Annotated in this window: 25 protein-coding genes; 17 read left to right on the top strand and 8 right to left on the bottom strand. The window is 64.1% G+C overall.

Going from position 1 to position 25,814, the window contains the following annotated elements:
* The first annotated feature begins 3 nt into the window (after positions 1-3).
* Genes nuoL through KDD17_RS08210 form a run of 6 tightly spaced genes read left to right on the top strand, consistent with a single transcriptional unit; the run spans position 4 to position 8,330 of the window.
* Positions 4-2,073 (top strand): NADH-quinone oxidoreductase subunit L, encoded by a 2,070-nt coding sequence (gene nuoL / locus KDD17_RS08235; RefSeq protein WP_212703242.1) that lies wholly within the window; start codon positions 4-6, stop codon positions 2,071-2,073.
* Positions 2,073-3,635, top strand: coding sequence for an NADH-quinone oxidoreductase subunit M (locus KDD17_RS08230; RefSeq protein ID WP_212706098.1), 1,563 nt, complete (start codon positions 2,073-2,075; stop codon positions 3,633-3,635). The genes nuoL and KDD17_RS08230 overlap by 1 nt, the downstream gene beginning before the upstream one ends.
* A gap of 12 nt (positions 3,636-3,647) precedes the next feature.
* On the top strand, positions 3,648-5,087 hold the full coding sequence (gene nuoN / locus KDD17_RS08225; RefSeq protein ID WP_212706097.1) for an NADH-quinone oxidoreductase subunit NuoN: 1,440 nt from the start codon (positions 3,648-3,650) through the stop codon (positions 5,085-5,087).
* Between the two features lie 53 nt (positions 5,088-5,140).
* The gene (locus KDD17_RS08220) at positions 5,141-5,863 is read left to right on the top strand and encodes a biotin--[acetyl-CoA-carboxylase] ligase (RefSeq protein ID WP_212706096.1); all 723 of its coding nucleotides are present in this window, start codon (positions 5,141-5,143) and stop codon (positions 5,861-5,863) included.
* Between the two features lie 21 nt (positions 5,864-5,884).
* Entirely contained in the window at positions 5,885-6,661 is a 777-nt protein-coding gene (locus tag KDD17_RS08215; protein WP_212706095.1) for a type III pantothenate kinase, read from the top strand.
* A 1-nt stretch (position 6,662) separates the two neighbouring features.
* Positions 6,663-8,330, top strand: a complete 1,668-nt coding sequence (locus KDD17_RS08210) for a ribonuclease J (protein ID WP_212706094.1) — start codon at positions 6,663-6,665, stop codon at positions 8,328-8,330.
* 75 nt (positions 8,331-8,405) lie between these two features.
* Here KDD17_RS08210 and KDD17_RS08205 read toward each other — a convergent pair whose 3' ends face one another.
* The 3 genes from KDD17_RS08205 to KDD17_RS08195 form a co-directional block, all read right to left on the bottom strand.
* Entirely contained in the window at positions 8,406-9,932 is a 1,527-nt protein-coding gene (locus KDD17_RS08205) for a DEAD/DEAH box helicase (RefSeq protein ID WP_212706093.1), read from the bottom strand.
* A gap of 125 nt (positions 9,933-10,057) precedes the next feature.
* Positions 10,058-11,008: a glycosyltransferase family 2 protein gene (locus KDD17_RS08200; protein WP_212706092.1), complete on the bottom strand. Its 951-nt coding sequence runs from the start codon at positions 11,006-11,008 to the stop codon at positions 10,058-10,060.
* Positions 11,008-12,585: a peptide chain release factor 3 gene (locus tag KDD17_RS08195; RefSeq protein ID WP_212706184.1), complete on the bottom strand. Its 1,578-nt coding sequence runs from the start codon at positions 12,583-12,585 to the stop codon at positions 11,008-11,010. Before KDD17_RS08195 ends, KDD17_RS08200 begins: the two co-directional genes overlap by 1 nt.
* A gap of 136 nt (positions 12,586-12,721) precedes the next feature.
* On the opposite strand from KDD17_RS08195, the gene KDD17_RS08190 reads away from it, so the two are divergent.
* Complete coding sequence (locus KDD17_RS08190; protein WP_212706091.1) at positions 12,722-13,090, top strand: nuclear transport factor 2 family protein; 369 nt, start codon at positions 12,722-12,724, stop codon at positions 13,088-13,090.
* Positions 13,091-13,215: 125 nt separating this feature from the next.
* Here the strand turns inward: KDD17_RS08190 and KDD17_RS08185 are convergent, their stop codons facing one another.
* Positions 13,216-14,226 carry a Hint domain-containing protein gene (locus KDD17_RS08185; RefSeq protein WP_212706090.1) on the bottom strand — a complete coding sequence of 337 codons (1,011 nt, stop codon included), beginning with the start codon at positions 14,224-14,226 and terminating at the stop codon, positions 13,216-13,218.
* A 134-nt stretch (positions 14,227-14,360) separates the two neighbouring features.
* Between KDD17_RS08185 and KDD17_RS08180 the strand changes: the two genes are divergently transcribed.
* The 6 genes from KDD17_RS08180 to KDD17_RS08155 all read left to right on the top strand — a co-directional run bounded on the left by KDD17_RS08180 (position 14,361) and on the right by KDD17_RS08155 (position 19,546).
* Positions 14,361-15,140 (top strand): SDR family oxidoreductase, encoded by a 780-nt coding sequence (locus KDD17_RS08180; RefSeq protein WP_212706089.1) that lies wholly within the window; start codon positions 14,361-14,363, stop codon positions 15,138-15,140.
* Positions 15,140-16,243, top strand: a complete 1,104-nt coding sequence (locus tag KDD17_RS08175) for a hypothetical protein (protein ID WP_212706088.1) — start codon at positions 15,140-15,142, stop codon at positions 16,241-16,243. The genes KDD17_RS08180 and KDD17_RS08175 overlap by 1 nt, the downstream gene beginning before the upstream one ends.
* Positions 16,244-16,343: 100 nt before the next feature.
* Positions 16,344-17,699, top strand: a complete 1,356-nt coding sequence (locus tag KDD17_RS08170; protein WP_212706087.1) for an SLC5/6 family protein — start codon at positions 16,344-16,346, stop codon at positions 17,697-17,699.
* Between the two features lie 36 nt (positions 17,700-17,735).
* Positions 17,736-18,833, top strand: coding sequence for an ABC transporter ATP-binding protein (locus tag KDD17_RS08165; protein ID WP_254796932.1), 1,098 nt, complete (start codon positions 17,736-17,738; stop codon positions 18,831-18,833).
* A gap of 10 nt (positions 18,834-18,843) precedes the next feature.
* The gene (locus KDD17_RS08160) at positions 18,844-19,194 is read left to right on the top strand and encodes a Lin0512 family protein (protein WP_212706086.1); all 351 of its coding nucleotides are present in this window, start codon (positions 18,844-18,846) and stop codon (positions 19,192-19,194) included.
* Entirely contained in the window at positions 19,187-19,546 is a 360-nt protein-coding gene (locus KDD17_RS08155) for a Lin0512 family protein (RefSeq protein WP_212706085.1), read from the top strand. Before KDD17_RS08160 ends, KDD17_RS08155 begins: the two co-directional genes overlap by 8 nt.
* A gap of 188 nt (positions 19,547-19,734) precedes the next feature.
* Here KDD17_RS08155 and KDD17_RS08150 read toward each other — a convergent pair whose 3' ends face one another.
* Entirely contained in the window at positions 19,735-20,388 is a 654-nt protein-coding gene (locus KDD17_RS08150) for a helix-turn-helix transcriptional regulator (RefSeq protein WP_212706084.1), read from the bottom strand.
* Between the two features lie 188 nt (positions 20,389-20,576).
* Here KDD17_RS08150 and tatA point away from each other — a divergent pair, with 188 nt between their 5' ends.
* From tatA to KDD17_RS08130, 4 genes are read left to right on the top strand one after another with little or no spacing between them, the layout of a single operon-like run.
* A complete protein-coding gene (tatA, locus tag KDD17_RS08145) occupies positions 20,577-20,798 on the top strand; it encodes a twin-arginine translocase TatA/TatE family subunit (RefSeq protein ID WP_212706083.1) in 222 nt (73 codons plus the stop codon).
* 6 nt (positions 20,799-20,804) lie between these two features.
* The gene (gene tatB / locus KDD17_RS08140) at positions 20,805-21,266 is read left to right on the top strand and encodes a Sec-independent protein translocase protein TatB (RefSeq protein ID WP_212706082.1); all 462 of its coding nucleotides are present in this window, start codon (positions 20,805-20,807) and stop codon (positions 21,264-21,266) included.
* The gene (tatC, locus tag KDD17_RS08135) at positions 21,263-22,165 is read left to right on the top strand and encodes a twin-arginine translocase subunit TatC (protein WP_212706081.1); all 903 of its coding nucleotides are present in this window, start codon (positions 21,263-21,265) and stop codon (positions 22,163-22,165) included. The genes tatB and tatC overlap by 4 nt, the downstream gene beginning before the upstream one ends.
* Positions 22,162-23,004, top strand: coding sequence for an ATP-binding protein (locus tag KDD17_RS08130; protein ID WP_212706080.1), 843 nt, complete (start codon positions 22,162-22,164; stop codon positions 23,002-23,004). Before tatC ends, KDD17_RS08130 begins: the two co-directional genes overlap by 4 nt.
* A gap of 12 nt (positions 23,005-23,016) precedes the next feature.
* On the opposite strand, the gene KDD17_RS08125 is transcribed toward KDD17_RS08130, so the two are convergent.
* From KDD17_RS08125 to surE, 3 genes are read right to left on the bottom strand one after another with little or no spacing between them, the layout of a single operon-like run.
* On the bottom strand, positions 23,017-24,261 hold the full coding sequence (locus KDD17_RS08125) for a LysM peptidoglycan-binding domain-containing M23 family metallopeptidase (protein ID WP_212706079.1): 1,245 nt from the start codon (positions 24,259-24,261) through the stop codon (positions 23,017-23,019).
* A gap of 60 nt (positions 24,262-24,321) precedes the next feature.
* Positions 24,322-24,981: a protein-L-isoaspartate(D-aspartate) O-methyltransferase gene (locus KDD17_RS08120; RefSeq protein ID WP_212706078.1), complete on the bottom strand. Its 660-nt coding sequence runs from the start codon at positions 24,979-24,981 to the stop codon at positions 24,322-24,324.
* Positions 24,978-25,763, bottom strand: coding sequence for a 5'/3'-nucleotidase SurE (surE, locus tag KDD17_RS08115; RefSeq protein ID WP_212706077.1), 786 nt, complete (start codon positions 25,761-25,763; stop codon positions 24,978-24,980). Before surE ends, KDD17_RS08120 begins: the two co-directional genes overlap by 4 nt.
* Between the last annotated feature and the right edge of the window lie 51 nt (positions 25,764-25,814).

Here is a 25,814-nt window from a genome sequence, read left to right as displayed (position 1 = left end):
ATCATGGAAACCACGCTCCTATTCGCCCCTCTGGTCGGCGCGCTGATCTGCGGATTTTCGTGGAAGATCATCGGAGAGACCGCCGCCTGCTGGATCGCCACAGGGCTGTTGTTCCTGTCGGCGCTGCTCAGCTGGATTGTCTTCCTCACCTTTGACGGCACGACCGAGACAATCCAGATCCTGCGCTTTATCGAGAGCGGCTCACTCAGCACGGATTGGGCGATCCGGTTGGACCGGCTGACGGCGATCATGTTGATCGTGATCACCTCCGTGTCGAGCCTCGTGCACCTCTATTCCTTCGGCTACATGGCCCATGACGATCACTTTGCCGAAGGCGTCAGCTATAAACCGCGCTTCTTCGCCTATCTGTCATTCTTCACCTTCGCGATGTTGATGCTGGTGACGTCCGACAACCTTGTGCAGATGTTCTTTGGCTGGGAAGGGGTGGGGGTCGCCTCCTACCTGTTGATCGGCTTCTATTACAAGAAACCCTCCGCGAATGCCGCCGCGATCAAGGCATTCGTGGTCAACCGTGTGGGGGATTTTGGCTTTGCGCTGGGGATCTTCGGGCTGTTCCTGCTGACGGACAGCATCCGCTTCGACGATATCTTTGCCGCTGCACCCGAGCTGGCGGAGATGACGATTTCCTTCCTCTGGACCGAATGGAATGCCGCCAATCTGATCGCCTTCCTGCTGTTTATCGGGGCGATGGGGAAATCGGCGCAGCTGTTGCTGCACACCTGGCTGCCCGACGCGATGGAGGGGCCGACGCCGGTGTCGGCGCTGATCCACGCGGCGACGATGGTGACGGCGGGCGTGTTCCTTGTCTGCCGCATGTCGCCGGTGATGGAATTCGCACCGCAAGCGATGGCGTTCGTGACCGTTCTGGGGGCGACGACAGCCTTTGTCGCCGCGACCATCGGTCTGGTGCAGACAGACATCAAGCGCGTGATCGCCTATTCGACCATGTCGCAACTGGGCTATATGTTCGTGGCCGCAGGCGTTGGCGCCTATTCCGTCGCGATGTTCCACCTGTTCACCCACGCGTTCTTCAAGGCGATGCTGTTCCTCGGGGCAGGGTCGGTCATTCATGCGATGCACCACGAGCAGAACATGACGAACTACGGCGGGCTGCGCAAAAAGATCCCCTATACCTTCTGGGCGATGATGATCGGCACGCTGGCGATCACCGGCGTCGGCATCCCGCTGACCGGCTGGATCGGCTTTGCGGGCTTTGCCTCCAAGGACGCCGTGATCGAGAGCGCCTATGCGGCGGGCAGCGGATACGGGTTCTGGCTGCTGGTCATCGCGGCGCTGTTCACGTCATTCTATTCGTGGCGTCTGATGTACCTGACGTTCTACGGCACGCCGCGCGGCGACAAGCACACGCATGAGCACGCGCACGAAAGCCCGGCTGTCATGCTGCTCCCGCTGGGGGTTCTGGCGCTTGGGTCGGTCTTCGCCGGTGCGATCTGGTACGCGTCTTTCTTTGGCAAACCGAACGAGGTGATATCCTTCTTTGGCGGGCAGTACGAAGCCCCCGAAAAAGAGCTTAAGGAAGCCGTGGCAGAACGCAGCCCGAAAGCGTCGGAGCTGAAATACGTGATGGCCGGTGCGCCGGGGGAGGCGGGCATCTACATCGCCCCCGAAAATACTGTGCTGCACGAGGCGCATTACGTGCCCACATGGGTCAAGCTGTCGCCCTTCATCGCGATGCTGCTGGGCTTTGTCATGGCCACGTGGTTCTACATCTGGAACCCGTCGCTGCCCGGTCGTCTGGCCGAGAACCAGCGCCCGCTGTACCTGTTCCTGCTCAACAAGTGGTACTTTGACGAGCTCTATGATTTTGTCTTTGTACGTCCGGCCAAGGCCATCGGCCGCTTCCTGTGGAAACGCGGGGACGGGTCGGTGATCGACGGCGGGCTCAACGGGCTGGCGATGGGGATCATCCCGTTCTTCACCCGTCTCGCAGGCCGTGCGCAGTCCGGTTATATCTTTACCTATGCCTTCGCCATGGTGATCGGGATCGCGGTCCTCGTCACGTGGATGTCGCTCAGCGGAGGAGCGAACTGATGGAAGCCAACCTTCTTTCCATTGTCACCTTTCTGCCGGCATTTGCGGCGCTGATCCTTGCGGTGTTCCTGCGCGGGGAGGACGAGGCGGCGCAGCGCAATGCCAAGTGGCTCGCGATGTTTGCCACGACGGCGACCTTCATCGTGTCGATCTTTGTCTTTCTGGAGTTTGATCCCGAAAACACCGGGTTCCAGATGATCGACGAGGCCGAATGGCTGCTGGGGCTGAGCTACCGCATGGGGGTTGACGGGATCTCGATCCTCTTCGTGATGCTCACGACGTTCATGATGCCGTTGGTGATTGCCGCAAGCTGGGATGTGAAAACGCGGGTCAAGGAATACATGATCGCCTTCCTGATGCTTGAGACGCTGATGCTGGGCGTGTTCATGTCGCTCGATCTGGTGCTCTTCTACGTCTTCTTCGAGGCGTGTCTGATCCCGATGTTCCTGATCATCGGCATCTGGGGCGGGGCGAACCGGATCTATGCGTCTTTCAAATTCTTCCTCTACACCTTCTTTGGCTCGGTGCTGATGCTGGTGGCGATGGTCGCGATGTTCTCGGACGCGGGCACGACCTGCATCGGGGGCTGTGACGTGAGCCTGCTCACCCATAATTTCGGCTCAGAGACGATGAGCGTGATGGGCTTCCAGATCATCGGGGGCATGCAGACGCTGATGTTCCTTGCGTTCTTTGCCAGCTTTGCGGTCAAGATGCCGATGTGGCCGGTGCACACCTGGCTGCCCGACGCGCACGTGCAGGCGCCGACCGCCGGGTCGGTCGTGCTGGCAGCGATCCTGCTCAAGATGGGGGGCTACGGCTTCCTGCGGTTCTCACTGCCGATGTTCCCTGTCGGCTCCGAAGTCGTCGGCCCGCTGATCCTGTGGATGAGCGCGATTGCGATTGTCTATACCTCGCTCGTCGCACTCGTGCAGGACGATATGAAAAAGCTGATCGCCTATTCCTCGGTCGCGCATATGGGTTTTGTGACGATGGGGATTTTTGCGGTGAACCAGCAGGGGCTGGATGGCGCGATTTTCCAGATGATCAGCCACGGCTTTATCTCGGGCGCGTTGTTCCTGTGTGTGGGGGTGGTTTACGACCGCATGCACACGCGTGAGATCGACGCCTACGGGGGGCTGGTAAACCGGATGCCGGTATACGCGCTGCTGTTCATGCTGTTCACGATGGCGAATGTGGGCCTGCCGGGCACGTCCGGGTTTGTGGGTGAATTCCTGACGCTGATGGCGGTATTCCAGGTCAATACCTGGGTGGCGTTTGTCGCGACCTCTGGCGTGATCCTGTCGGCGGCCTATGCGCTGTGGCTGTATCGCCGGGTGGTGATGGGCCAGCTGATCAAGGAAAGCCTCAAGACGATCACCGACATGACCGCGCGCGAGCGGTGGATCTTTGCCCCGCTGGTGGTAATGACGCTGCTGCTGGGGGTCTACCCGGCGCTGGTGCTGGATATCACCGGGCCATCGGTGGCCGCATTGGTGAATGACTATGACACGGCGATCGCCGCGGCCGAGGCCGCGATGCAGACCGCCGACGCCCAGAATTAAGGGACGGAAAAGATGACGAACGACCTGATCCAGATCCTGCCGGAGATCATCCTTGCGGGCTTTGCCCTCGCCGGGCTGATGTTCGGCGCCTATTTCGGCAAGGACGCGATTGCGCGCCCGCTGCTGTGGCTGACCGCGGCGCTGTTCGTGATCGTCGCCGCGATGATCGCGACGACGGGCGGTGCGGACGTCGCGGCCTTTGGCGGGCTGATCGTGAACGACGGTTTTGCGCGCTTTGCCAAGGTGGCGATCCTCGTCTCCGCCGCCGCCGTGCTGCTGATGAGCGAGAGCTATATGGAGCGCCGCGGCCTGCTGCGGTTTGAATACCCGGTGCTGGTGGCGCTGAGTGCGGTGGGCATGATGGTCATGGTCTCTGCGGGCGATCTGATGACGCTTTACATGGGGCTCGAGCTGCAATCGCTGGCGCTCTATGTCGTGGCCTCTTTGCGCCGTGATAGCGTGAAATCGACAGAAGCGGGGCTGAAGTATTTTGTGCTGGGCGCGTTGTCGTCGGGTCTGCTGCTTTATGGCGCGTCGCTGGTGTACGGCTATGCCGGCACGACGCAGTTTTCGGGCATCATCACCACCGCGCAGTCGGGCGAGACATCGCTGGGCCTGCTGTTCGGGATCGTGTTCCTGATCTCGGGCATGGCGTTCAAGGTCTCGGCGGTGCCGTTCCACATGTGGACGCCGGACGTCTATGAGGGCTCGCCCACGCCGGTCACCGCGTTCTTTGCCACAGCCCCCAAGGTTGCGGCCATGGCGCTGTTTGCGCGGGTGTTGCACGATGCCTTCGGGCAGGCGGTGGGTGACTGGCAGCAGATCGTGGCGCTGCTGTCGGTCTTGTCGATGTTCCTGGGCGCCGTGGCGGCGATTGGCCAGACCAACATCAAACGTCTGATGGCGTTTTCCTCGATCGCGCATATGGGCTATGCCCTGATGGGGCTGGCCGCCGGGACCGCCTTTGGCGTGCAGGCGATGCTGGTCTACATGGCGATCTACGTGACGATGAACGTCGGTGTGTTTGCCTTCATCCTGTTGATGGAGAAGGACGGCGCGCCGGTGCTGGAAATCTCGTCGCTGAACCTTTACGCGCGCCACCAACCGGGCCGCGCGGCGGCGCTGCTGGTGCTGATGTTCAGCCTCGCCGGTGTGCCACCGTTCCTGGGGTTCTTCGGCAAGCTCTACGTGCTGCGCGCGGCCTACGAGGGGGGCCTTGCGTGGCTGGCCATCGCCGGTGTGATCGCGTCGGTGATCGGGGCGTACTACTACCTGCGGATCGTGTTCTTCATGTATTTCGGCGAGGACCGGGGCGAGGCGCTGGACCGCAATCGCGGCGGTGTGCTGGGCGTTTTCGTGATTGGTGCGGCGGCGATCATGGTCGTCGGCATCGTCAACATGTTCGGCGTGGAAGCGGCGGCCGGTTTGGCGGCGGGCGCGCTTGTTGAGTAAGCGTGCCGCTCGGTGCGGGCCGGGCAATAGGTATTTGGAAAAGGGTGCAGGGCATGGGTGAGTGGCCAAAAGGCTACGCGCGCCATGTGTTTGACCGGGTCGACAGCACCCTTGCGGAGGCCGCGCGCATGGCGCCGACGCTGGCGGGGCCTGCGTGGATCATGTCAACCGAACAGACGGCGGCGCGGGGGCGACGCGGGCGCCCCTGGTCCACGCCACGGGGGAATTTTGCCGGAACCCTGATCATGCCGATGCCGGGCGATCCCGCGCAGGCGGCCCTGCGCAGCTTTGTGGCGAGCCTTGCGCTGCGTGACGCCTTGGTGACCTGCACCGGGCAGGCGGCGCGGTTTGCGCTTAAATGGCCCAATGATGTGCTGTGTGACGGGGGCAAGCTCGCCGGGATCCTCTTGGAAAGCGTGGGGCCGCATCTGGTGATCGGGATCGGTGTGAACCTGCTGAGTGCACCCGCGCCGGAGGCGGTGGAGCCGGGGGCGGTGCTGCCCGTCTCGCTGGAGGGGGCGGTGGCGCCGGAGCCGTTTTTCGACGCGTTGGCCGTGGCCTATGACCGGCATGAGACGCAGATGCGGACCTATGGCTTTGCGCCGATCCGCACCGAATGGCTGCGCCATGCCGCGCGCTTGGGCGAGGTGGTGACGGCGCGGACGATGCGCGACGAGACGGTGGGCACGTTCGAGGATGTGGACGCTGCCGGAAATCTGATCCTTGCCACCGCAAAAGGCCGCGTAGCCATTGCCGCGGCGGATGTGTATTTTTGAGCGAAACCGAAAGGACCGCCCATGCTGTTGGCCATTGATTGCGGCAATACGAATACCGTTTTTTCGATCTGGGACGGGTCGGAGTTTATCGCGACCTGGCGCACGGCGACCGAGTGGCAGCGCACGGCGGATCAATACTATGTCTGGCTGTCGACGCTGATGAAGCTGCAAAAGATCGAGGCGGAGATCACGGATGTGATCGTCTCGTCCACGGTGCCACGGGTGGTGTTCAATCTGCGGGTTCTGGCGGATCGCTATTTCAACACGCGCCCCTATGTCGTGGGCAAGCCCGATTGCCAGCTGCCCGTCGACGTGCGCGTGGATGAGGGCACCGCCGTGGGGCCGGACCGTCTAGTAAATACGGTTGCGGGCTATGACATCTACGGCGGCGATTTGATCATCGTGGATTTCGGGACGGCCACGACATTTGACGTGGCCGATGCCGATGGCGCCTATGTGGGCGGTGTCATTGCCCCGGGCGTAAACCTGTCGCTGGAGGCGCTGCACAATGCCGCCGCCGCCCTGCCGCACGTGGATATCAGTAAACCACAGTCTGTTGTGGGCACGAATACGGTTGCTTGTATGCAATCGGGGGTATTCTGGGGTTACATCGGGCTGGTGCGTGAGATATGTGCGCGGATAAAGGCGGAACGCGACCGTGAGATGCGCGTTATCGCGACCGGAGGGCTGGCGCCGCTGTTTCAGCAGGCCGAAGCGCTTTTCGACGCATACCAAGATGACCTGACAATGCACGGCCTGACCGTGATTCATAAGTATAACAAGGATTTAGCTGAATAATATGAGCAGCGAACGTTTGATCTACCTTCCCCTTGGCGGGGCGGGTGAAATTGGCATGAATGCCTATGTGTATGGCTACGGCAAACCGGATCAGGAGCGGCTGATCGTCGTAGATCTGGGCGTGGCCTTTCCCGATATGGACACCACACCCGGTGTCGATCTGATCATTGCCGACATTGACTGGCTGGTGCAGCGCAAAGACCGCATCGAGGCGGTGTTTGTCACCCACGCGCATGAGGATCACGTGGGCGGGGTCGCCCATACCTATGACCGCTTGCAGGCGCCGATCTACGCGCGGCGCTTTACCGCGAACATCGCCAAGCGCAAGATGGATGAATACGCCCATCCCGACGACGCCATTCAGGTGGTGGGGCCCTGGCCGCATCAGGTGAATGCGGGGCCGTTCAAGGTGGGCTTTCAGCCGATTTCGCACTCCATCCCCGAAAGCTCGGCGCTTGTGATCGACACCCCTGCGGGACGGATCGTGCATTCGGGTGATTTCAAGGTGGATCTGACGCCCGGCGTTGGCGAGCCGTTTGACGCGAGCGCGTTCGAGGAGATTGCCAAGGACGGGATCAAGGCGCTGGTGTGCGACAGCACCAATGTGTTCTCGCCCGATGCGGGCCGGTCCGAGGCGACGCTGGGCCCCGCGCTCGAAGAGTTGGTGAGCGGGGCGTCGGGCATGATCGTGGCCACGACCTTCGCCTCCAACGTGGCGCGGGTGAAAACGCTGGCCGTGGCGGGCGAAAAGGCAGGGCGGTCGATTGTGCTGCTTGGCCGCGCGATGAAGCGGATGGTGGAGGCGAGTGTCGAGGCGGGCGTGCTGGATAGCTTCCCCTCGGTCGTCAGCCCCGAGCAGGCGCGCGATATCCCGCGCGAGAACCTCATGCTGCTGGTCACAGGCTCGCAAGGGGAGCGGCGCGCGGCATCCGCGCAGCTGGCGCGTGGCAAATACATGGGGCTGGAGTTGCAGGAGGGCGATACGTTCCTCTTCTCGTCCAAGACCATTCCGGGCAACGAAAAGGGTGTGATCGGCATCATCAACCAGCTGTCGGAAAAGGGCGTGGATGTGGTCGACGACAGCTCGGGCAAATACCACGTCTCGGGTCACGCGAACCGGCCGGATCTGGAAACGCTGCACGATATCGTCAAACCGCAGGTGCTGATCCCCATGCACGGGGAGCACCGCCACCTGCGTGAGCACGTCAAGATTGCCGAAGGCAAGGGCATCACCGGGGTGCTGGCCGTCAACGGCATGATGATCGACCTGAGCGGCAACGCGCCGAAGGTCGCCGAATATGTCGAGACCGGGCGCACGTACCTCGACGGCTCTGTTCAGGTCGGCGCGCTGGATGGCGTGATCCGCGATCGGATCCGCATGGCGCTGAACGGGCATATGACCGTGACCGTGCTGCTGGATGAGGACGACGAGCCGCTGGGCGATCCGTGGGTCGATGCCATGGGCCTGGCCGAGACCGGCAGCAGCAAAGCCGCGCTGACGGAAGTGGTTGAGCATGATCTGAGCCAGTGGCTGGGCCGTCAGAAGGCCAAGACGCTGCGCGACGATGATGCGCTCAACGATGGGCTGAAGAAGGCCGCGCGCCAGTCGGCGCAGAACGAGATCGGCAAAAAGCCCGAAGTGACGGTGGTGGTCAGCCGGTTGAGCTGACCCCACCCGCGAGGGGCCTCAAACGAAAAACGCCGCCTCGGTTGAGGCGGCGTTTTTGTTTTTGGGGCGAGGGGGTTAGCCCTTTGGCCGCTCTTCAAAGCTGAGTTCGATAAAGCTGGGCGTGTGATCGCCGAGGCCCACGACCTTGTTGGTGTCGCGGTCGTTGCCGCCGCGCCCACGGTTGCTGCCACCCCGGCCACCGCGCGCGCGGCGGTTGTTGTCAGAACTGTCGGCCTGCTTTGGCTCGGGCGTTTGCTCTGGCGTCGGTGCGGGCTTGGCTTCCGGTGTGGGTGCTGTGTCGGCCTTGGGGGCCTCCGCCTGCGGGGCGTCCGCCTCTGGCTTGGGCGTGTCGGATTTGCGGCTGCGCGAGCGGGTGCGCTTGGGCTTGTCGTCCGATGTCGCGGCGGCCTTTTCCGCAGGTGCTTCGCTGGCCTTCGGCCGCTCCTCGCCTTTGCCTAGCGGGTTGTCGAGGCGCGGGATTTCCTTTTGCACGAGGCGTTCGACGTCCTCGAAGTTTTTCTCATCGCGCGGCACGCAGATCATGATCGCCTTGCCATCGCGGCCGGCACGGCCCGTGCGCCCGATGCGGTGCACGTAGTCCTCGGCGTGGCTGGGCACGTCGAAGTTGAACACATGGCTCACCGCAGGCACGTCGAGGCCACGCGCGGCCACGTCCGAGGCCACGAGAAACCGCAGCTCGCCCGCGCGGAACGCGTCGAGCGTGCGCGTGCGCTGGCTTTGATCCAGATCGCCGTGGATGGGCGCGGCGTCGTATTTGTATTTCTTGAGCGATTTGGCGACGGTATCCACGTCCATCTTGCGGTTGCAGAAGATGATCGCGTTGGTGCATTTCTCGCCCTCGGCGTCGATCAGTGCGCGCAATACCTTCCGCTTCTCGGTCGCTTCGCGGTCCTTGCGGGACGCTTTGAACATCAGCACGCCCTGCGTGATATTCTCGGATGTGGTGGCCTGGCGGGCGACCTCGATCCGGGCGGGATTGCTGAGGAAGGTGTTGGTGATCCGCTCGATCTCGGGCGCCATGGTGGCGGAAAAGAACAGCGTCTGACGGGTAAAGGGCACGAGGCCAAAGATGCGTTCGATATCGGGAATGAACCCCATGTCGAGCATGCGGTCGGCTTCATCCACGACCATGACTTTAACGTCCGTGAGGATCAGCTTGCCCCGCTCGAAATGATCGAGCAGGCGGCCCGGCGTGGCGATCAGCACATCGACGCCTTTGTCGATCAGCGTGTCCTGTTCCTTGAACGACACGCCGCCGATCAGCAGCGCCTTGGTCAGTTTGAGGTGCTGGGTGTAGGTGTCGAAATTCTCGGCCACCTGGGCGGCGAGTTCGCGGGTGGGGCACAGCACGAGGCTGCGCGGCATCCGGGCGCGGGCGCGTCCGCGCGCCAGCTGTGTGATCATCGGCAGGGTGAAACTGGCGGTTTTGCCGGTGCCGGTTTGCGCGATGCCAAGCACGTCGCGCCCTTCGAGCGCGGGCGGGATGGCACCGGCCTGAATCGGTGTGGGGCTTTCATAGCCGGCTTCGGCAATGGCCTTGAGGACCTTTGGATTAAGGTTCAGATCGGTAAATTTCGTCATATATGTCCGTATGTTGCGGACACTGACTTGGCCCGCGCGGCTAAGGTCGTGTCGGCCCTTGTGACCCTTTGGGGGCGGCGCCTGCCGCAACACGTGGCATGCGTGTACCAACAGGGGCGCGGGCGTCAAATACTTGCGAAATCGGGGAAATGTTTGGCGAGCGCTGCGTCAAAATCGTACCGCGTCTCAAACAGGCAGCCGTGGGTCGACAGGCGGCTGCGCAAGAGCGGCGTGTCGGCGCAGACCTCATCGAAAAAGCGGCGCAGCCCGGCCTCGCCATCCTCGTCGAGGATCATGGTATAGAGCTCATTGGCGGTGATGCCGCCCCGGTCGCGGGGGCGGGCGGGGCCCAGCCCCTCGCGGTAGGATCCGCGCGCCAGCCGGTAGTCAAAATGCGCGCGCCAGCTGTCCCAGTCGGTGGCGTGGAAATGCGCCAGATGCAGATCGGGCAGGGGCGCCTCATTAGGGTTCATCTCTTCGCCGCGAAAGGCGTTGTGGATGCGGAACTTGATCCCCTGCATGCCCGTCCGGGCAAAGAGTTTGCCTGCGATATGGCTCAGAAACCCGCCCTTCAGGTATTGCCCGAAATTGGGGTAGAGGGCCGCGACGATGCGCTCGCGCGATCGGCCCGCGGGCAGAAACATCTTGAACGCCGCATCCGTCGCCGGATCACCGCCTGCCAACAGCTCCATCGGGCGGGCGCGCGCGGTGAGCGTGCCCTCGGGCAGTGCGGCCAGCTGATCGGCCACGGGCGCGCCGGGGGTCAGGAATTCGTCCACATCGAGGTGCATCAGCCAATCAACGTCGCCCGCGCGGTTGTAGCCGTGGGTGGCGTTGAAGGTCTGGCGCGATTGATGTGCTGCGGGGCGGCCGTTGTTCTGGCGCTGCCAATAGCCATCGTCGCAGCGTTTGACGCGGCATTTGGGGTGCGCGCGCAGGGCCTCCTGGGCGTCGGGATTTGGATCGTCGAGATAGACGGTGATGCGGTGCGCGCCCAGCTCCAGATGCCAGGCGGCCCACCGCAGGATCGCGGGCGCCGGTGCCTTGATCGTGGCGACGACACCCCATGTCTGCATCAGACCATCATCTCCTTGGTGGCGGTCAGCGTCACGTCCGGGTAGTCGCGATCGACACGGTCGATGTCCCATTGCAGGCGCGTGAGGTACACGATGTCGCCATCGTGGTCATGGGCGATGTGCTGTTTGTTGGCTTCGGCAAATTTATCAACGGCTTGGCGCGCGCCGTTCACCCAGCGCGCGGAGGTGAACTGCGACGCTTCGAACCGCACGGGCAGGCCGTATTCCAGCTCGATCCGGCTCGCCAGCACCTCGAATTGCAGCTGGCCCACGACGCCCACGACAAAGCCCGACCCGATGGCGGGTTTGAACACCTTGGCCGCACCTTCTTCCGCGAATTGCATCAGCGCCTTTTCGAGGTGTTTGGCCTTGAGCGGATCGCCCGCGCGCACGCCCTGCAGCAGCTCGGGCGCAAAGGAGGGGATGCCGGTCACGCGGATCGCCTCGCCCTCGGTCAGCGTGTCGCCGATGCGCAGCTGGCCGTGGTTGGGGATGCCGATGATATCGCCGGCCCAGGCTTCCTCGGCCAGTTCGCGGTCGGAGGCGAGGAACATCACAGGGCTGCTGATCGCCATGGGTTTCTTGGTGCGCACATGGGTCAGTTTCATGCCACGTTCAAAATGCCCCGAGGCGAGGCGCACAAAGGCGACGCGGTCGCGGTGTTTGGGGTCCATATTCGCCTGAACCTTGAACACAAAGCCGGAGACCTTTGTTTCTTCGGGTAAAATCTGGCGCGGCTCGGCCTGCTGGATCTGCGGTTCCGGCCCGAATTCGGCGATGCCGGCCATCAGTTCCTTGACGCCGAAACTGTTGATCGCCGATCCGAACCAGATGGGCGTGAGCGATCCTTCGGCCATGAGCGCGTGGTCAAGCGGCGGCATAAGCTCGCGCACCATCTCAAGATCCTCGCGCAGCTTGTCGAGCAGCTCTGCGGGGACGTGCTGGGCCAGTTTGGGATCATCGAGCCCGTTGATTTCGATGCTCTCGGCGACCTTGTTGCGGTCGGCGCGGTCCATCAGCTCCAACCGGTCGCGCAGGATGTCGTAGCAGCCGACAAAATCGCGGCCCACGCCGATGGGCCAACTGGCCGGGGTGACATCGATGGCGAGATTTTCCTGGATCTCGTCGATGATCTCGAACACATCGCGGCTTTCGCGGTCCATCTTGTTGCAGAAGGTGAGGATGGGCAGATCGCGCATCCGGCACACCTCGAACAGCTTTTGCGTCTGGCTTTCCACGCCCTTGGCGCCGTCGATGACCATCACGGCGGCGTCCACGGCCGTCAGCGTGCGGTAGGTGTCTTCCGAGAAATCCGAGTGACCCGGCGTGTCGACCAGATTGAAGCGGTAGTTCGTGTCGCCACGTTCAAAATCGAACGACATGGCAGAGGCGGAGACGGAGATGCCGCGGTCCTTCTCCATCGCCATGAAGTCGGAGCGCGTGCGCCGTGCTTCGCCCTTGGCGCGAACCTGTCCGGCCATCTGGATGGCGCCGCCGAACAGCAGGAATTTCTCGGTCAGGGTGGTTTTGCCCGCGTCGGGGTGGCTGATGATCGCAAACGTGCGGCGACGCGCGATTTCGGGGGGAGCGGGGGGCGATTGGTATCTAGCATGGCTTGGGTATAGGCGCGCGGGCGCGGCGGCGCAATCTGGTGCTTGCGGCGAATCGACCGCAGGGGCATGGTCGGAACATTGGCGGAACACGGAGGCGGCAATGGACCTGAAGGAGATCGCGGCGGAATTGGTCGCGGGATGCCGCGAGGGGCGCGAACGCGCGAACCTCGATACGCTTTATGCGGCGGACGCCGTGTCGGCGGAGCCCAATGACAGGGACGGCCAATCGCGCATCACGCAGGGGCGCGACGCCATCAAGGCCAAGCATGATTGGTTCGACAGCGCCATGACGGATGTACAGGTCGAGACATCAGATCCGATGTTGCACGGGGACGACCGTTTCGCCGTGCGTTTTTATGGCACAATGAAAGACGCGCAGAGCGGCGAGATCTATCCGATGGACGAGGTTGCGATCTATCACGTGGCGGACGGCAAGATCGTGCGCGAAGAGTTTTTCTACAACGAATAGCGTAAGCGATTGAAAAAACGGCGCGTGCTGTGGTAGTGCACTGCCGTCGGCTCTCGCAGTCAAACGCTGCCTTTCGGGGGTGGCACGTTTCGGACGTAGAGTGGGCGGGAGGGTCGACACCCAGCCTAACGCATTGAGGCGCGGCGCAGCAGCTCTGCCACATCGGGCCGGTCCAGCAGCGCCTCGGCCACGTCGAGCCCTGCGTGCGGCAGATCGGAATGGCCGGGGATGACCTCGCCCAATTCACCTGCGATGGCGTCGGGCAGCACGGGGCGGGTGCGGCTGTCGATCAGCATGGATTCGGCGGCGATCCCTTCGGCATAGATGATCTGGTGGCTGTCAAAGAGCAGCTGGAAGTAATCGACAAACCCGCCTTCTTCGACGCGCACGGTGGTGCCGTTGACCAGATGACGCGCGCGCACCAGCAATTCGGCCCGGCCGGCCCCCAATGCGTCGCTGCGTTGGTAGATGAACAGCCGGTGGTCGGGGCTGACGGTCAGATCGCCGTCGTTGTTGAGCGTGCCCGCCGCGATGCGGATGGGGGCGAATTCCCCCACGGCGCGGGTGGTGGTGTGCCCGATCCAGCGCAGGGTCTGCACGCCGTCGTCGCGGGTCAGGATGCGGTCGCCCACGGCCAGATCCTCGACCGCGCGCTGCGCGCCGGTGGACAGCGTGATGCGGGTGCCGCGGGTGAAGCTCACGCAGGCGACCTGCGCGAATTTGCGCGGCCCGTCCTCGCGGTCGATTCCGACGAGGCGGTATTCGACCTTTGCCTGCAGCGCGTTGAGCGGCATCAGGTAGATCTCGGCCACATGGCCCTCGTCGTCGACCTCGACCAGCAACAGCGCTTCGTGCATCTGGCCTTGCGGCGACATGAAGCTGAGCGCGCTGTCGAGGTGCAGCCGCGCGCCGGCTGTGCCGATGGCGGTGTCGTGACCCACGGCAAAACGGTCTTTGCCACGTGCCACAAGCGACAGGCGGGCGGGCTCGGCGCCGAAGGCCACTTCGTACACGTCGTCGAGGATGAGCTCGGTCGCGAAGGACAGAAGATCGCCGGTGTTGGCCCCGTCGGTCGCCCTGATCTGCGCGGCGACATAGACGGGCACGCTTTGCGAGGATTGGGAGGGGCGGGACATGGGACGACCTTTCGCGGCTGCACGTATCCGCTACGCTAGGATTGTGGCGCGGCGGGGTCAACGCGGGGGTCTTTTGCTGGCGTCGCCCGTGCGGCTGGTGTTAGCTGGCGCAAACACCATCAAGGAGAGCGATCATGGATCTGGGGATCAAAGGCAAACGCGCGCTGGTCTGCGCATCGTCCAAAGGGCTGGGGCTGGGCTGCGCCGAGGCATTGGCCGAGGCGGGCGTACATCTGGTGATGAATGCGCGCGGCACCGAGGCGCTGGAGGCGGAGGCCGCGCGGCTGCGCGACACCCACGGTGTCGAGGTCACAACCGTGGCCGCCGATGTGGCAACGCAGGAAGGCCAGCGGGACGTGATCGCGGCGGCAGGCGACGTGGATATTCTGGTCAACAACGCGGGCGGCCCCCCGCCAGGCATGTGGCACGATTGGGACCGCGAGGATTTCATCAAGGCGCTCGATGCCAACATGCTGGCGCCCATCGCGCTGATCAAGGCGCTGGTGCCGGGCATGATGGAGCGCGGCTGGGGCCGAGTGGTCAACATCACCTCGCAATCCGTGCGTGCGCCCATCGGCGTGCTTGGGCTGAGCAATTCGGCCCGCACGGGGCTGACAGGCTATGTTGCGGGCACCTCGCGCCAGGTGGCGGGCAAGGGCGTGACGATCAACAACCTGCTGCCCGGCATCCACGCGACCGACCGCGCCGATGCGCTGGACGGGGCGGTGGTGGCGCAGCGCAACATCACGCTTGAGGACGCGCGCAAGGAGCGCGCTGCGACCATCCCCGCAGGCCGCTACGGCACGCGCGCGGAGTTTGGGGCGGCCTGTGCTTTCCTGTGCTCGACGCATGCGGGGTTCATCGTGGGGCAGTCGATCCTGCTCGACGGTGGGGCGACGAATATCACCATGTGATGGCGGATCCGCTGAAGGATCAGCTGTTTAACGCGCGCACGGTCGGCACGCTGGCGGCGGAATTTGCCGCAGGCGTGCCGGGGTTTGACGCGGACCGGTTTGCGCGCGCCGCCCTCGGCGGCTTTGCCGCGCGCGAGCTGATGGCGCGGATCGATTGGATGGCGGACTGCGCGGCGGCGCAATTGTCGGAGGATTTTCCGACCATGGCCGATCAGATCACCGCAAGCCTGCCCGCGCGCCTTGATCCGGCGCTGCGAGACGATGACTTTGGCCAGTTCATCCATGCCACCCACGGCGTATTGGCCGTGCGCCACGGGCTGGAGCAGCATCGCGACCGCGCGCTGGATCTGATATACGCCGTCACGCAACGGTTCACGATGGAATTCGCGATCCGCCCGTTTCTCAATCGCTGGCCGGAGGAGACGCTGGCACGGATGCGCCTCTGGGCGGAGGATGGCAATTATCACGTGCGCCGTCTGGTAAGCGAGGGCACGCGGCCCCGGCTGCCCTGGGGCGCGGGGGTGGCGCTGGTGCCGGACGACACATTGCCGCTGCTGGATGTGCTGCACGCGGACCCTGCGCGATTTGTGACCCGTTCGGTCGCCAATCACCTCAATGATCTGACGCGCGTGGCCCCCGATGCCGTGCTGGACCGGCTGGCGCAGTGGCAGGCGCAGGGCGCGCAGGACGCAAAGGAGCTGGCGTGGATGACCCGTCACGCGCTGCGCACGCTGATCAAGCAGGGGCATCCGGGGGCGATGGCGGCCCTTGGGTATCGCGCGGATCTGGACGTGACAGCCACCCTTACGCTCAAGCAGGAACGGGTCACGCCGGGGGAGGCCCTGACGTTTGATCTGACGCTGGAGGGGCCACAGGCGCCGGTGATCGTCGATTACCGCATCCGATTTGCCCGGCCCACGGGGCGCGCGGCGGAGCGGGTGTTCAAGCTCAAGACCACGCAATTGGATGGGACGCTCAGCCTGCACAAAAGCCACCCGATCCGCCAGGCCAGCACGTTTCAATGGCACTCCGGTGCGCATCTGCTGACGGTGCAGGTCAACGGGCGCGACGTGGCGCAGGCAGGGTTCGATGTGGCCGTCTAGGCGCGTTCACGTTTTTGCCAGCGGGTGATTTTTGCCGTGGCCCTTGCCGCTTGGCTGGCCTATCCCTGCGACAAATTTGCCCTTTGTTGAGAGTGTCCCCATGCAGCCCGTCATCCTGATTCTCGTGTTCGGCGCGATCATCGCCGCGTCAGTTCTGGCGGCGCCACGCCGCGCTACCGTCGAGGGATTCTTTGGCGGGCAGGGTGTGGACGGGCGCGATCCGGCGCTCTGGACGCTGGTGCTGAGCCAGGTCACCACGTGGATCTTTGCGCGCAGCCTGATGAACGCCGCGATCCTGGGCTATTACTACGGGATTGCGGGCACGCTCGCCTACGCGGCCTATTACGGCTCGTTCCTGACCGGGGGTTTTATCGTGATGCGCCTACGGGCCGATGGCGCGATGTCGGTGCAGGACTGGCTGGGCGCGCGGTTCGGCACGGTTGGCAACGGATGCTATAACTTCGTGATCGCGCTGCGGCTTTTGTCGGAGGTGTTTGCCAATCTGATCGTGGTCGGTCTGATCTTCAACGCCGTGCTGGCGGGCAGCGGCACCACTGCGATCCTTATCGTGGCGGTGCTGGGTCTGGCCTATTCCGCCTGGGGCGGGCTGAGTGCGGCGCTGCGCACGGATGTCGTGCAGATGGTGGTGTTTCTGGTGGTATTCGGCGTGGCCTTTGTGGCGCTTGTCGTCTCGCCCGGATTCGACGTGGGCGCAGTGCTGACGGCGCCGGGCACGGCGGGGCCCTACAACGGGTGGATCCTGCTGGCGGTCGCGGCGCTTCAGGTGTTCAGCTATCCCGCGCATGATCCGGTGATGATGGACCGCGGGTTCATCGCGGATGAGGCGACGACGCGCGCCTCCTTCCTGCACGCCTTCTGGATCTCGACGCTGTGCATCATCGGGTTCGGGTTCTTCGGTATCCAGGCCGGGCTGATCGGTGCCGCCTACGAGGGCGAGCTGATCGGCACATGGGCCACGATGTTCCCGACGTGGGTCTTCAGCGCGCTGATGATCTCGCTGCTGGTCTCGGCGCTCAGCACGCTCGATTCGGCGCTGAGCTCCGCCGCGCGGCTGGGCGTCGAAGAGGCCGGTCTGCCTCGTACGCTGAGCGCCGGGCGGCTTGTCATGCTGGGCTTTATGGTCGCGGGCACGGCGTTGACGCTCTGGGGGAATGCCACGCTGTTCGATGCGGTGGCCGTGTCGGGGACGGCCTCGATGTTTCTGGCGCCGGTGCTGATCGTGGGTCTGGTGATGGGCCGTGCGATCGCGCTCTGGGCCTATCTGGTGGCCTTTGCGGCGGCGATTGGCGGAGCGTTCGTGTATTTCGCGCGCGGCTGGGACAGCGTTTCGGGCTGGCTCTACGAAGGGCACAAATACGAGCAGCTGCTGGTGATCTGCATCGTGGTGCTGGTGGTGGGTTTTGGTGCGGTGCTTGCGGGGGCGCGGCGGGGCTGATAGGCGATGCCCGAGTAAAAACATCGGATAAACGCCTTGCCCGAGACGCCCCGTCTGGAAATCCGCAACCTCAAACGCGCCTTTGACGGGCGCGCGGTTGTCGATGATGTGAGCCTCAAGATCATGCCGGGGCAGGTGACCTGCCTTTTGGGGCCCTCGGGCTGCGGCAAATCCACGACGCTGCGCCTCATCGCCGGGGTCGAGATGCAGGACAGTGGCACGATCCACGTCGACGGCAATCTCATCTGCGACACGGTCACGCGCGTGCCGCCGGAACGGCGCGAGATCGGGCTGATGTTTCAGGACTTTGCCCTGTTTCCGCATCTGTCCGTGGGCGACAACGTGGCCTACGGGTTGCGCAAACTGCCGCGCGCGGAGCGGCACGCGCGCGCAGCTGAGCTTTTGGAGCGTGTGTCGCTGTCGCAATACATCAACGCCTATCCGCACCAGCTGTCGGGGGGAGAGCAGCAACGCGTCGCACTCGCCCGCGCGCTGGCCCCGCGCCCCAAGGTGATGCTGATGGACGAGCCGTTCTCGGGCCTCGACAACCGGCTGCGCGACGGGATCCGCGACGACACGCTGCGCATCCTCAAGGATGAGGATACCGCCGTGCTGCTGGTCACTCATGAGCCCGAAGAGGCGATGCGCATGGCCGACGAGATCGCGCTGATGCGCGACGGGCGGATCGTTCAGCAGGGCGCGCCTTACAACCTCTATACCCGGCCCGTCGATCTGGCATCGGTGTCGTTCTTCTCGGACGCGAATGTGATCCCGGCGACGGTCAACGGCGCACTGGCGCTGACCCCCTTTGGCCGCTTCCTGGCACCCGGACTGGCCGAAGGCACGCCGGTGGATATCGTCTTTCGCCCGCAGCATCTGCGCATCGATTTCGACCGGGGCGGGCGCGGCCCGTTGCCCACGGCCAAGGACGGCACGCCGGCGCGGGCCAAGGTTGTGCGGGCGCGCTTCATGGGCAACGAAAGCCTTGTGGAATTTGTGCTGGACGAGGGTGGCACGACGCTGAGTGCGACGATTCCCAACGTGTTCCTGCCCCAGCCCGGCACGGTGATGTGGTTGACCGTGCCGCGCGACCGGTGTTTCGTCTTTGCACGCAGCGGTGCGGCGCCGAGTTAAGGAAGAGATGATGCAAACGCTACTTGTGGAATTCGGCATGGGCACCTCGCTGCGGCGCGGCGACTATACGCAGGCGGCCAAGCGGGCGGTGCAGGACGCGCTGTGGCACAATTCGATCAACCTTGCGGAGCTTTTCGGCTTTGACAAAGAGGACATGCGCATCACCCTGGATGTGGGTGTGCAACACCCCGAAAAGGTCGATCGGGACGCGTTGAAGGCCGTATTTCCCTACGGCCATGTCACCGTGAACGTGGCGCAGGGCGGCCTCGACGTGCCGCGCCCGGAGGGAGAGGGAAACCCGACGATCATGGCCAATGTGGCGCTTTGCGTCGGTTTCGACATGGAGCGGGCCGATGACTGAACAGCGATTGATCATCGAAATGGGCATGGGCAATGACCTTCACGGCATGGACTACACCAAGGCCGCCCGCCGGGCCATCGAAGATGCCTTCCGACATTCTTCGCTGCCGATTTTTGGCGTCACCGGCCAAAGCTATGATGCGATGCGCGTGCAGGTCACCGTTGGCGTTCAGGAGCCGAACAAATTGGATCTGGACGCCTTGCGCGCCACGCTCCCAAGGGGCCGGGCCGAGGTCACCGGGGTTAAAGGAGGCCTCAACGTCTCTGCCAACGGGGAGACCATCGTCATCGCCCAGGCGGCAGTAGAAGCTTTCCTGCCGCCGGAAACCGCCTGGCGTCTCAAAGACAGCTGATCGAGCTCCGACACCCGCCCATGAGCGCGCCAGGCCCTCCTGCACCCTTTCACAAATACCTATTCACCACAGACCACCGAGGCGGGGCGTCGGCTGTTCACGGCGTCAGAAAATTGAAGTGCCTGCGAGGGGTGAGAGGGTGCATTAGGTATTTTTGAAAGGGTGCAGGGGCCATTGGACGGCAAACGCTACGATCGGGCGCTTGTAGCCGGCGGGTCGAAAAGTTCCGCGAGAGGTGTTGCGGATTGCATCAGATCAAGGCGGAACGTCTGTTGCGCTTGTGTCGTTTCGCACCAGGCGTGCAGAGACCAGATCCGGCCCCAATAGCTTACCTCAAGCGGATGAACGGTGCGTGTGGTGACCGCGCCAGTCGTATCGGTGTAGGTGATGCGTAGCTTTTGGCGCGCGGCAAGCGCTGCACGCAGCGGCGCAAGGAAGGCAAATCCACGGGCGGTGTCGGAGAAGGGGGTCGCCATGAGCGTGCGTGCCTGCGCGGCATCTGCAAGCGCCTGGGGCAGGGCCTTGTCCAGTTTTCCATTCAGGCTGGCGATGGCGGATTTCAGGGTCGGGTCCGCCAATTCTGCCGCGATGGCGAGGCCAAGATTGAGGGCTTCGAGTTCCTTTTCGGTCAGCGAAACCGGCGGCAGATGCGTCAGTTTGCCCGCGCGGTAGCCGGTGCCACGGATCGCTTCGACCTCGAAACCGGCATCAACGAGCCTCTCCATATCGCGGTAGAGCGTGCGCATTGAGACGCCCAGCCTGTCTGCCAATTCCTCGGCGGTATGGACCCGCGCGTCGCGCAGGATCTGCATGATTTGGTAGAGGCGGTCGGCGCGGGGCATGCTGTCTTCCAAAGAAAGATACTGACATAAACTTGTCAGGAGTGCCGCGCAAGGGGCTTGCGGATCGGCAAAACCGAAGGCGGCGGTGTGCTAATCTGGCGGGGCGGGCTTTTGCAATGCAGCATTGGCGCATAGACAGGCGAGGAGGGGGCGCTTGGGCGCCTGACGCTACGCATGGGAGAAATGCAATGTTGAACAATATCGGTCTGCCGGGTCTTCTGCTGATCGCGGTCGTGGTGCTGGTGCTTTTCGGGCGCGGCAAGATTTCGTCGCTGATGGGCGAAGTGGGCAAGGGCATCACAAGCTTCAAGAAAGGCATCAGCGAGGGCGAACAGGAGCTGAAAGACGAGGAAACGGCCGAGATCGCCTCGACGCCGCAGCCCGACGTCGAGACCAAGGACAAGGTGTAAGCCGCCATGTTCGATCTGGGCTGGACCGAGATGCTGGTCGTGGGGATCGTGGCGTTGATCGTCGTGGGCCCCAAGGATCTGCCGGTACTCTTTCGCCGTGTCGGGCAGTTTGTCGGCAAGGCAAAGGGCATGGCGCGGGAATTTTCCAGCGCGATGAACGACGCCGCCGATCAATCCGGCGTGCGCCAGATGAGCACGGATCTGAACAAATCGCTGAAGGCGGCCACCAATCCGGTGGGCGCTGCCATGGACGGGGTGAAAGAGGCCGGCAAATCGCTGGCCGATCTCGACCCCGAAAGCGAGACCGGCAAGCTGTCGGCGCAGCGCAAGGCGGATGCGGCCAAGATCCAGGCCGCCACAGCCCGCGCCGCGGCAGAGCGCAAGGCCCGCGAGGCGCAGGAAGCGCTGGAGCGGGCGGATGCCATGGAGGCATCGCTCAAAGAGACCCCCGAGGCGGACAAGACATGAGTGCAACGGACGATATCGACGACAGCACCGCCCCGCTGATCGAGCATCTGGCGGAGCTGCGCACGCGCCTCATTCGTGCGGTTCTGGCGTTTATCGTGGGCATGGTGATCTGTTTCAGCTTTGGCAGTGCGATCCTCGATTTCCTGCTGGTGCCGATTGAAAAGACGATGCGCAATCTGGGCAATCCCAATCCGGTGATGCAGTACACCGCGCCGCAGGAGTATTTCTTTACCCTCATACGCATCTCGATGGTGGGCGGTCTTGCAATCAGCTTTCCGGTCATTGCCACGCAGCTGTGGCGCTTTGTGGCGCCGGGGCTGTACCGGCAGGAAAAGAACGCGTTCCTGCCGTTCCTGATCGCCTCGCCGGTGCTGTTCCTGATGGGGGCGGCGTTTGCGCATTACGTGGTTGTGCCGCTGGCGATGCAGTTCTTCCTTGGCTTCTCGGACGCGGCGTCGATCCTGACGGCGCTTGTCGTCGAGGGGCAGGCGCCGCGAAAATCAGGCATCGACATCGTCTTCCAGGGGAAGGTGAACGAAAGCCTTGATATCACGCTGAAAATGATCGTGGCCTTCGGGCTGTGCTTTCAGCTTCCCGTATTGCTGACGCTGATGGGCAAGGCCGGTCTGGTCAATGCCGAAGGGCTTGGCAACGTGCGCAAATACGCCGTTGTGGGCATCCTTTTGCTGGCCGCGCTAGTGACGCCACCCGATGTGGTCACGCAGCTGATCCTGTTTGTGGTGGTCTACGGGCTGTATGAGATTTCGATCTGGCTGGTGGCGCGGGTTGACCGCAAGCGCGAGGCGCAGCTGCGCGCGGATGGGTATTACGACGACGAGGACGAGTACCTGGACGACGTCGACCCCGAGGAGCCGATTGTCGAGGACCGCAAGGAATGACGACCGATCCGATGGAGCGGATCGCGGCGGCGCTGGAGCGGATGGCACCGGCGCCGCTGGCCGCTCCGGACTTCGACGCCGGCGCGGGGTTCGTCTGGCACACCGCACCGGATCGGTTGGAGCCGGTGGCACAGGTCTCTCGCGTGGATCTGGGCCTGCTGGTCGGTATCGACCGGGCGCGCGACACGCTGCTGGCCAACACGCGGGCGTTTGCACAGGGGTTTGCGGCGAATAACGCGCTTCTCTGGGGCGCGCGCGGGATGGGAAAATCGAGCGTGGTCAAGGCGGTGCACGCCGAGGTTCATGCCGAACTTCCGCAGCTTAAGATCATCGAACTGCAGCGCGAGGATTTGCCGTCGGTCGGGCGCTTGCTGAACCATCTGCGCGGGGCGGACGCGCGGTTTATCCTGTTTTGCGATGATCTGAGCTTTGGCCACGACGACGCGCAGTATAAATCGCTCAAGGCCGTTCTGGACGGCGGGATCGAGGGGCGGCCGGAGAATGTCGTGCTCTATGCCACGTCCAACCGGCGCCATCTGATGCCCCGCGACATGATCGAGAACGAGCGCGGCTCGGGCATTAATCCGGGCGAGGCGGTGGAGGAGAAGGTGTCGCTGTCGGACCGCTTTGGCCTGTGGCTCGGCTTTCACGCCTGCGATCAGGATCAGTATCTGGCGATGATCCGGGGCTATTGCGACGCCCACGGGGTCGAGATCAGCGACGACGACCTGCGCGCCGAGGCGATCGAATGGCAGGCCACGCGCGGAAGCCGGTCGGGCCGGGTTGCGTGGCAGTATTTTGTGGATCTGGCCGGACGGCGGGGCATCGCGCTGCGCTAGCCCCGCGCGACGCTAATTCAGGAAGGTGTTGGGATCGACGCTGTCGAAACCTTCACGCACCTCGAAATGCACAAAGCTGTCGTCGCCGCTGCGGAGTTTTGCGATGCTTTGCCCACGGCTGACGCTATCGCCTTTCTTGACGCTCACGTCCGTCACATTGGCGTAGACGGTCAGCAGATTGCCCGCGTGGCGCACCACAACGATCGGGATGCCATCGCCGCTTTTGGTGATGGCCGCAACAGTGCCTGCGTCAGCTGCCTTGACGGCGGTGCCGGGGGCGGCCTTGATGTTGATGCCTTCATTCTTGCCCTTGGCATAGTCGCGGATGATCGTGCCGCTGACGGGACGCAGAAGCTTGCCTGCCTTGGCGGTTTGCGTGGTTTTGCCTACGTCGGCCACGGGCTTGGGCGGCTCGGCTGGTTTGGCGGCCTGTTGCGTCGGCGCCGGTGCGGCCTCGGCGGCGGGGGCGACTTTTTCGGCGGGCAACGGCTTGGTCGCCGACGGCGGTGTCGGCGTGGCGGAGCCCTGTCCGGGGGCCGGCGTTGCCTCTACCGTAGGGGCGGGCGCGCGCCGGGGCGGCTGCTGCTGGGCCACGGGGATCAGCAGGAACTGCCCCGCGCGGATCGCAAAATCGGCGCCGAGCCCGTTCCATTCGGCAAGCGAGGCGGCGGGCACACCGTAGAGGCGCGCGATGGTAAAGGCGGTCTCGCCCCGCTCGACCTTGTGGCGGATGGGCTCGTTGCCGGTCTGGCGCCGGGGCGCTGCGGGTGTGGGCGCAGGCTCAAGTGCTGCGGTCTGCACGCCGGGCGTGGCAGGCACGCGGTCAATGGCACCGCCTGCGACTGCGTTGATGTCGACCGGCTGGATCGGGCCAGTGGCGCGCGCGCCGGTGGCGGGGGAGGGTTCTGCCACGCGGGCGGGCAGCGCGATGATTTCATCGCGGCGCAGGGCGACATCGGCGTCTATGCCGTTGAAGCTGGCCAGTTGCGCGGCATCAAGGCCCACGCGCGTGGCCACATCGCGCAGCGTGTCACCGCGCCGCGCCACGGCCACCTGATAGTTGGGGTAGGAGATCACGCCGCGGTCGTCGGGCTGCGGACGGTCGGCGAGCGGCGCCTGAACCGCGTTTGCTGTGGTAAATCCGCCGCCAAGGCCGCGCAGATCGAAATCAAGCGGCTCGGCACAGCCGGCAAGGCTCACGCAGGCGGCACCTGCAAGAAGGGTCAGCCGCGTGGGGCGGCGCGAAATCGCTGTCATGGATGGGTCCTCATCACTGCCTGTCGCCCTGTTGTCGGACGTTGCGGGTACACTACCAGATTATGTGTCTTTACCCAAGCCTTCGAGAAGGGGCACGAAGCGTACGGGCCGTAATTCGTCATATTCCAGCCCATCGGCGGTTTTTCGCACACGAATGAGGTGCTGAACCGCGTCCGATTGGCCCACGGGGACCACCATGATGCCGCCTTCCTTGAGCTGGGCGAGCAGGGGGCCGGGCGGGTCTTCGGCGGCGGCGGTCACGATGATGCGGTCAAAGGGCGCCTGTTCGGGCAGGCCAAAGCTGCCGTCGCCCGAAATCGCGGTGATATTGACCAGCCCCAGACTGTCAAAGACCTCGCGCGCCTCGCGCACGAGACGGCGGTGGCGATCGACGGTGTAGACCCGGCGCGCCAGCCGCGCGAGGATCGCCGCCTGATAGCCCGAGCCGGTGCCGACCTCGAGCACCTTGTCGCGCGGGCTGACCTGAAGCGCCTGCGTCATCAGTCCCACGACCGACGGCTGGCTGATCGTCTGGCCGCAGGCGATGGGCAGGGGCATGTCCTCATACGCGCGCTCGGCAAAGATGCCGCGGATGAAGGGGCCGCGGTCGACCCACTCCATCGCCTCCAGCACGCGCTTGTCGGTGACGCCCTTCGACCGCAGGGCATAGAGGAACTGCATCTTGCGTTCCGCGTCCGAGCCGGGGGCGCCGTCGGTCATGTGTTTAGGCTGTCGAGGCTGGGCAGCACATCCGCCGCCGTGAGATCCGCGCGCATGGGCGTGACCGAGATATAGCCGTCTAGGTTGACCGCCGCATCGGTGCCGGGCGCGGGGGGCACGCGCTGATCGCCGCCGCCGATCCACAGGAACCGCCGCCCGTTGGGGGCGTCTTGGGCGACAGTGTGGAAATTCACGCCGGGGCGGCGGCCCTGATGGGCGGCGCGGATGCCGCGAACGTCCTTGGCGGCGACGGGCGGAAAGTTGACGTTCCAGAACAATGAGTAGCCGTGTGCCTCGGCCCCCGGCTGCGCGAGGATGCGGCGGCAGACGTCGGCGCCATGCGCCACCGCCGCCTCGAACGGGTCATCCAGATCGCGGTTGTCGGGGCCATAGAATTGCGACAGCGCAATGGTGGGATAGCCCTGCAACGCCGCCTCGATACAGGCGCCGATGGTGCCGGAATAAAGCGTGTTTTCAGCCGCGTTATTGCCCCGGTTCACGCCCGACAGGATCAGGTCCGGCTTCGCCTCGGCCATCGGATCGTAGAGCGCGCAGAGCACGCAGTCGGCGGGCGATCCTTCGACCATGTAGCGGCGCGGCTCAAGCTCGGTGATGAGGGTGGGTTTGGTGTAGTTGATGCAGTGGCCGACGCCCGATTGTTCAAACGCGGGCGCGACTGTCCAGACTTCGCCGTCCGGGCCCGCGAGCGTGTCGGCGATGCCTTTGAGAACGGCAAGGCCGGGGGCGTTGATGCCGTCGTCATTGGTGATGAGAATGCGCATGGGGCCCCCGTGATGCTGCTTGCCCCCGTGATAGACGCGGGGACGGGGGCG

It is taken from the genome of Sulfitobacter albidus (assembly GCF_018200035.1).
GTDB classification, from domain to species: Bacteria; Pseudomonadota; Alphaproteobacteria; order Rhodobacterales; family Rhodobacteraceae; genus Sulfitobacter; species Sulfitobacter albidus.
Note: the sequence above shows the minus strand (reverse complement) of the source record. Positions and strands in the feature narration are given on the sequence as shown.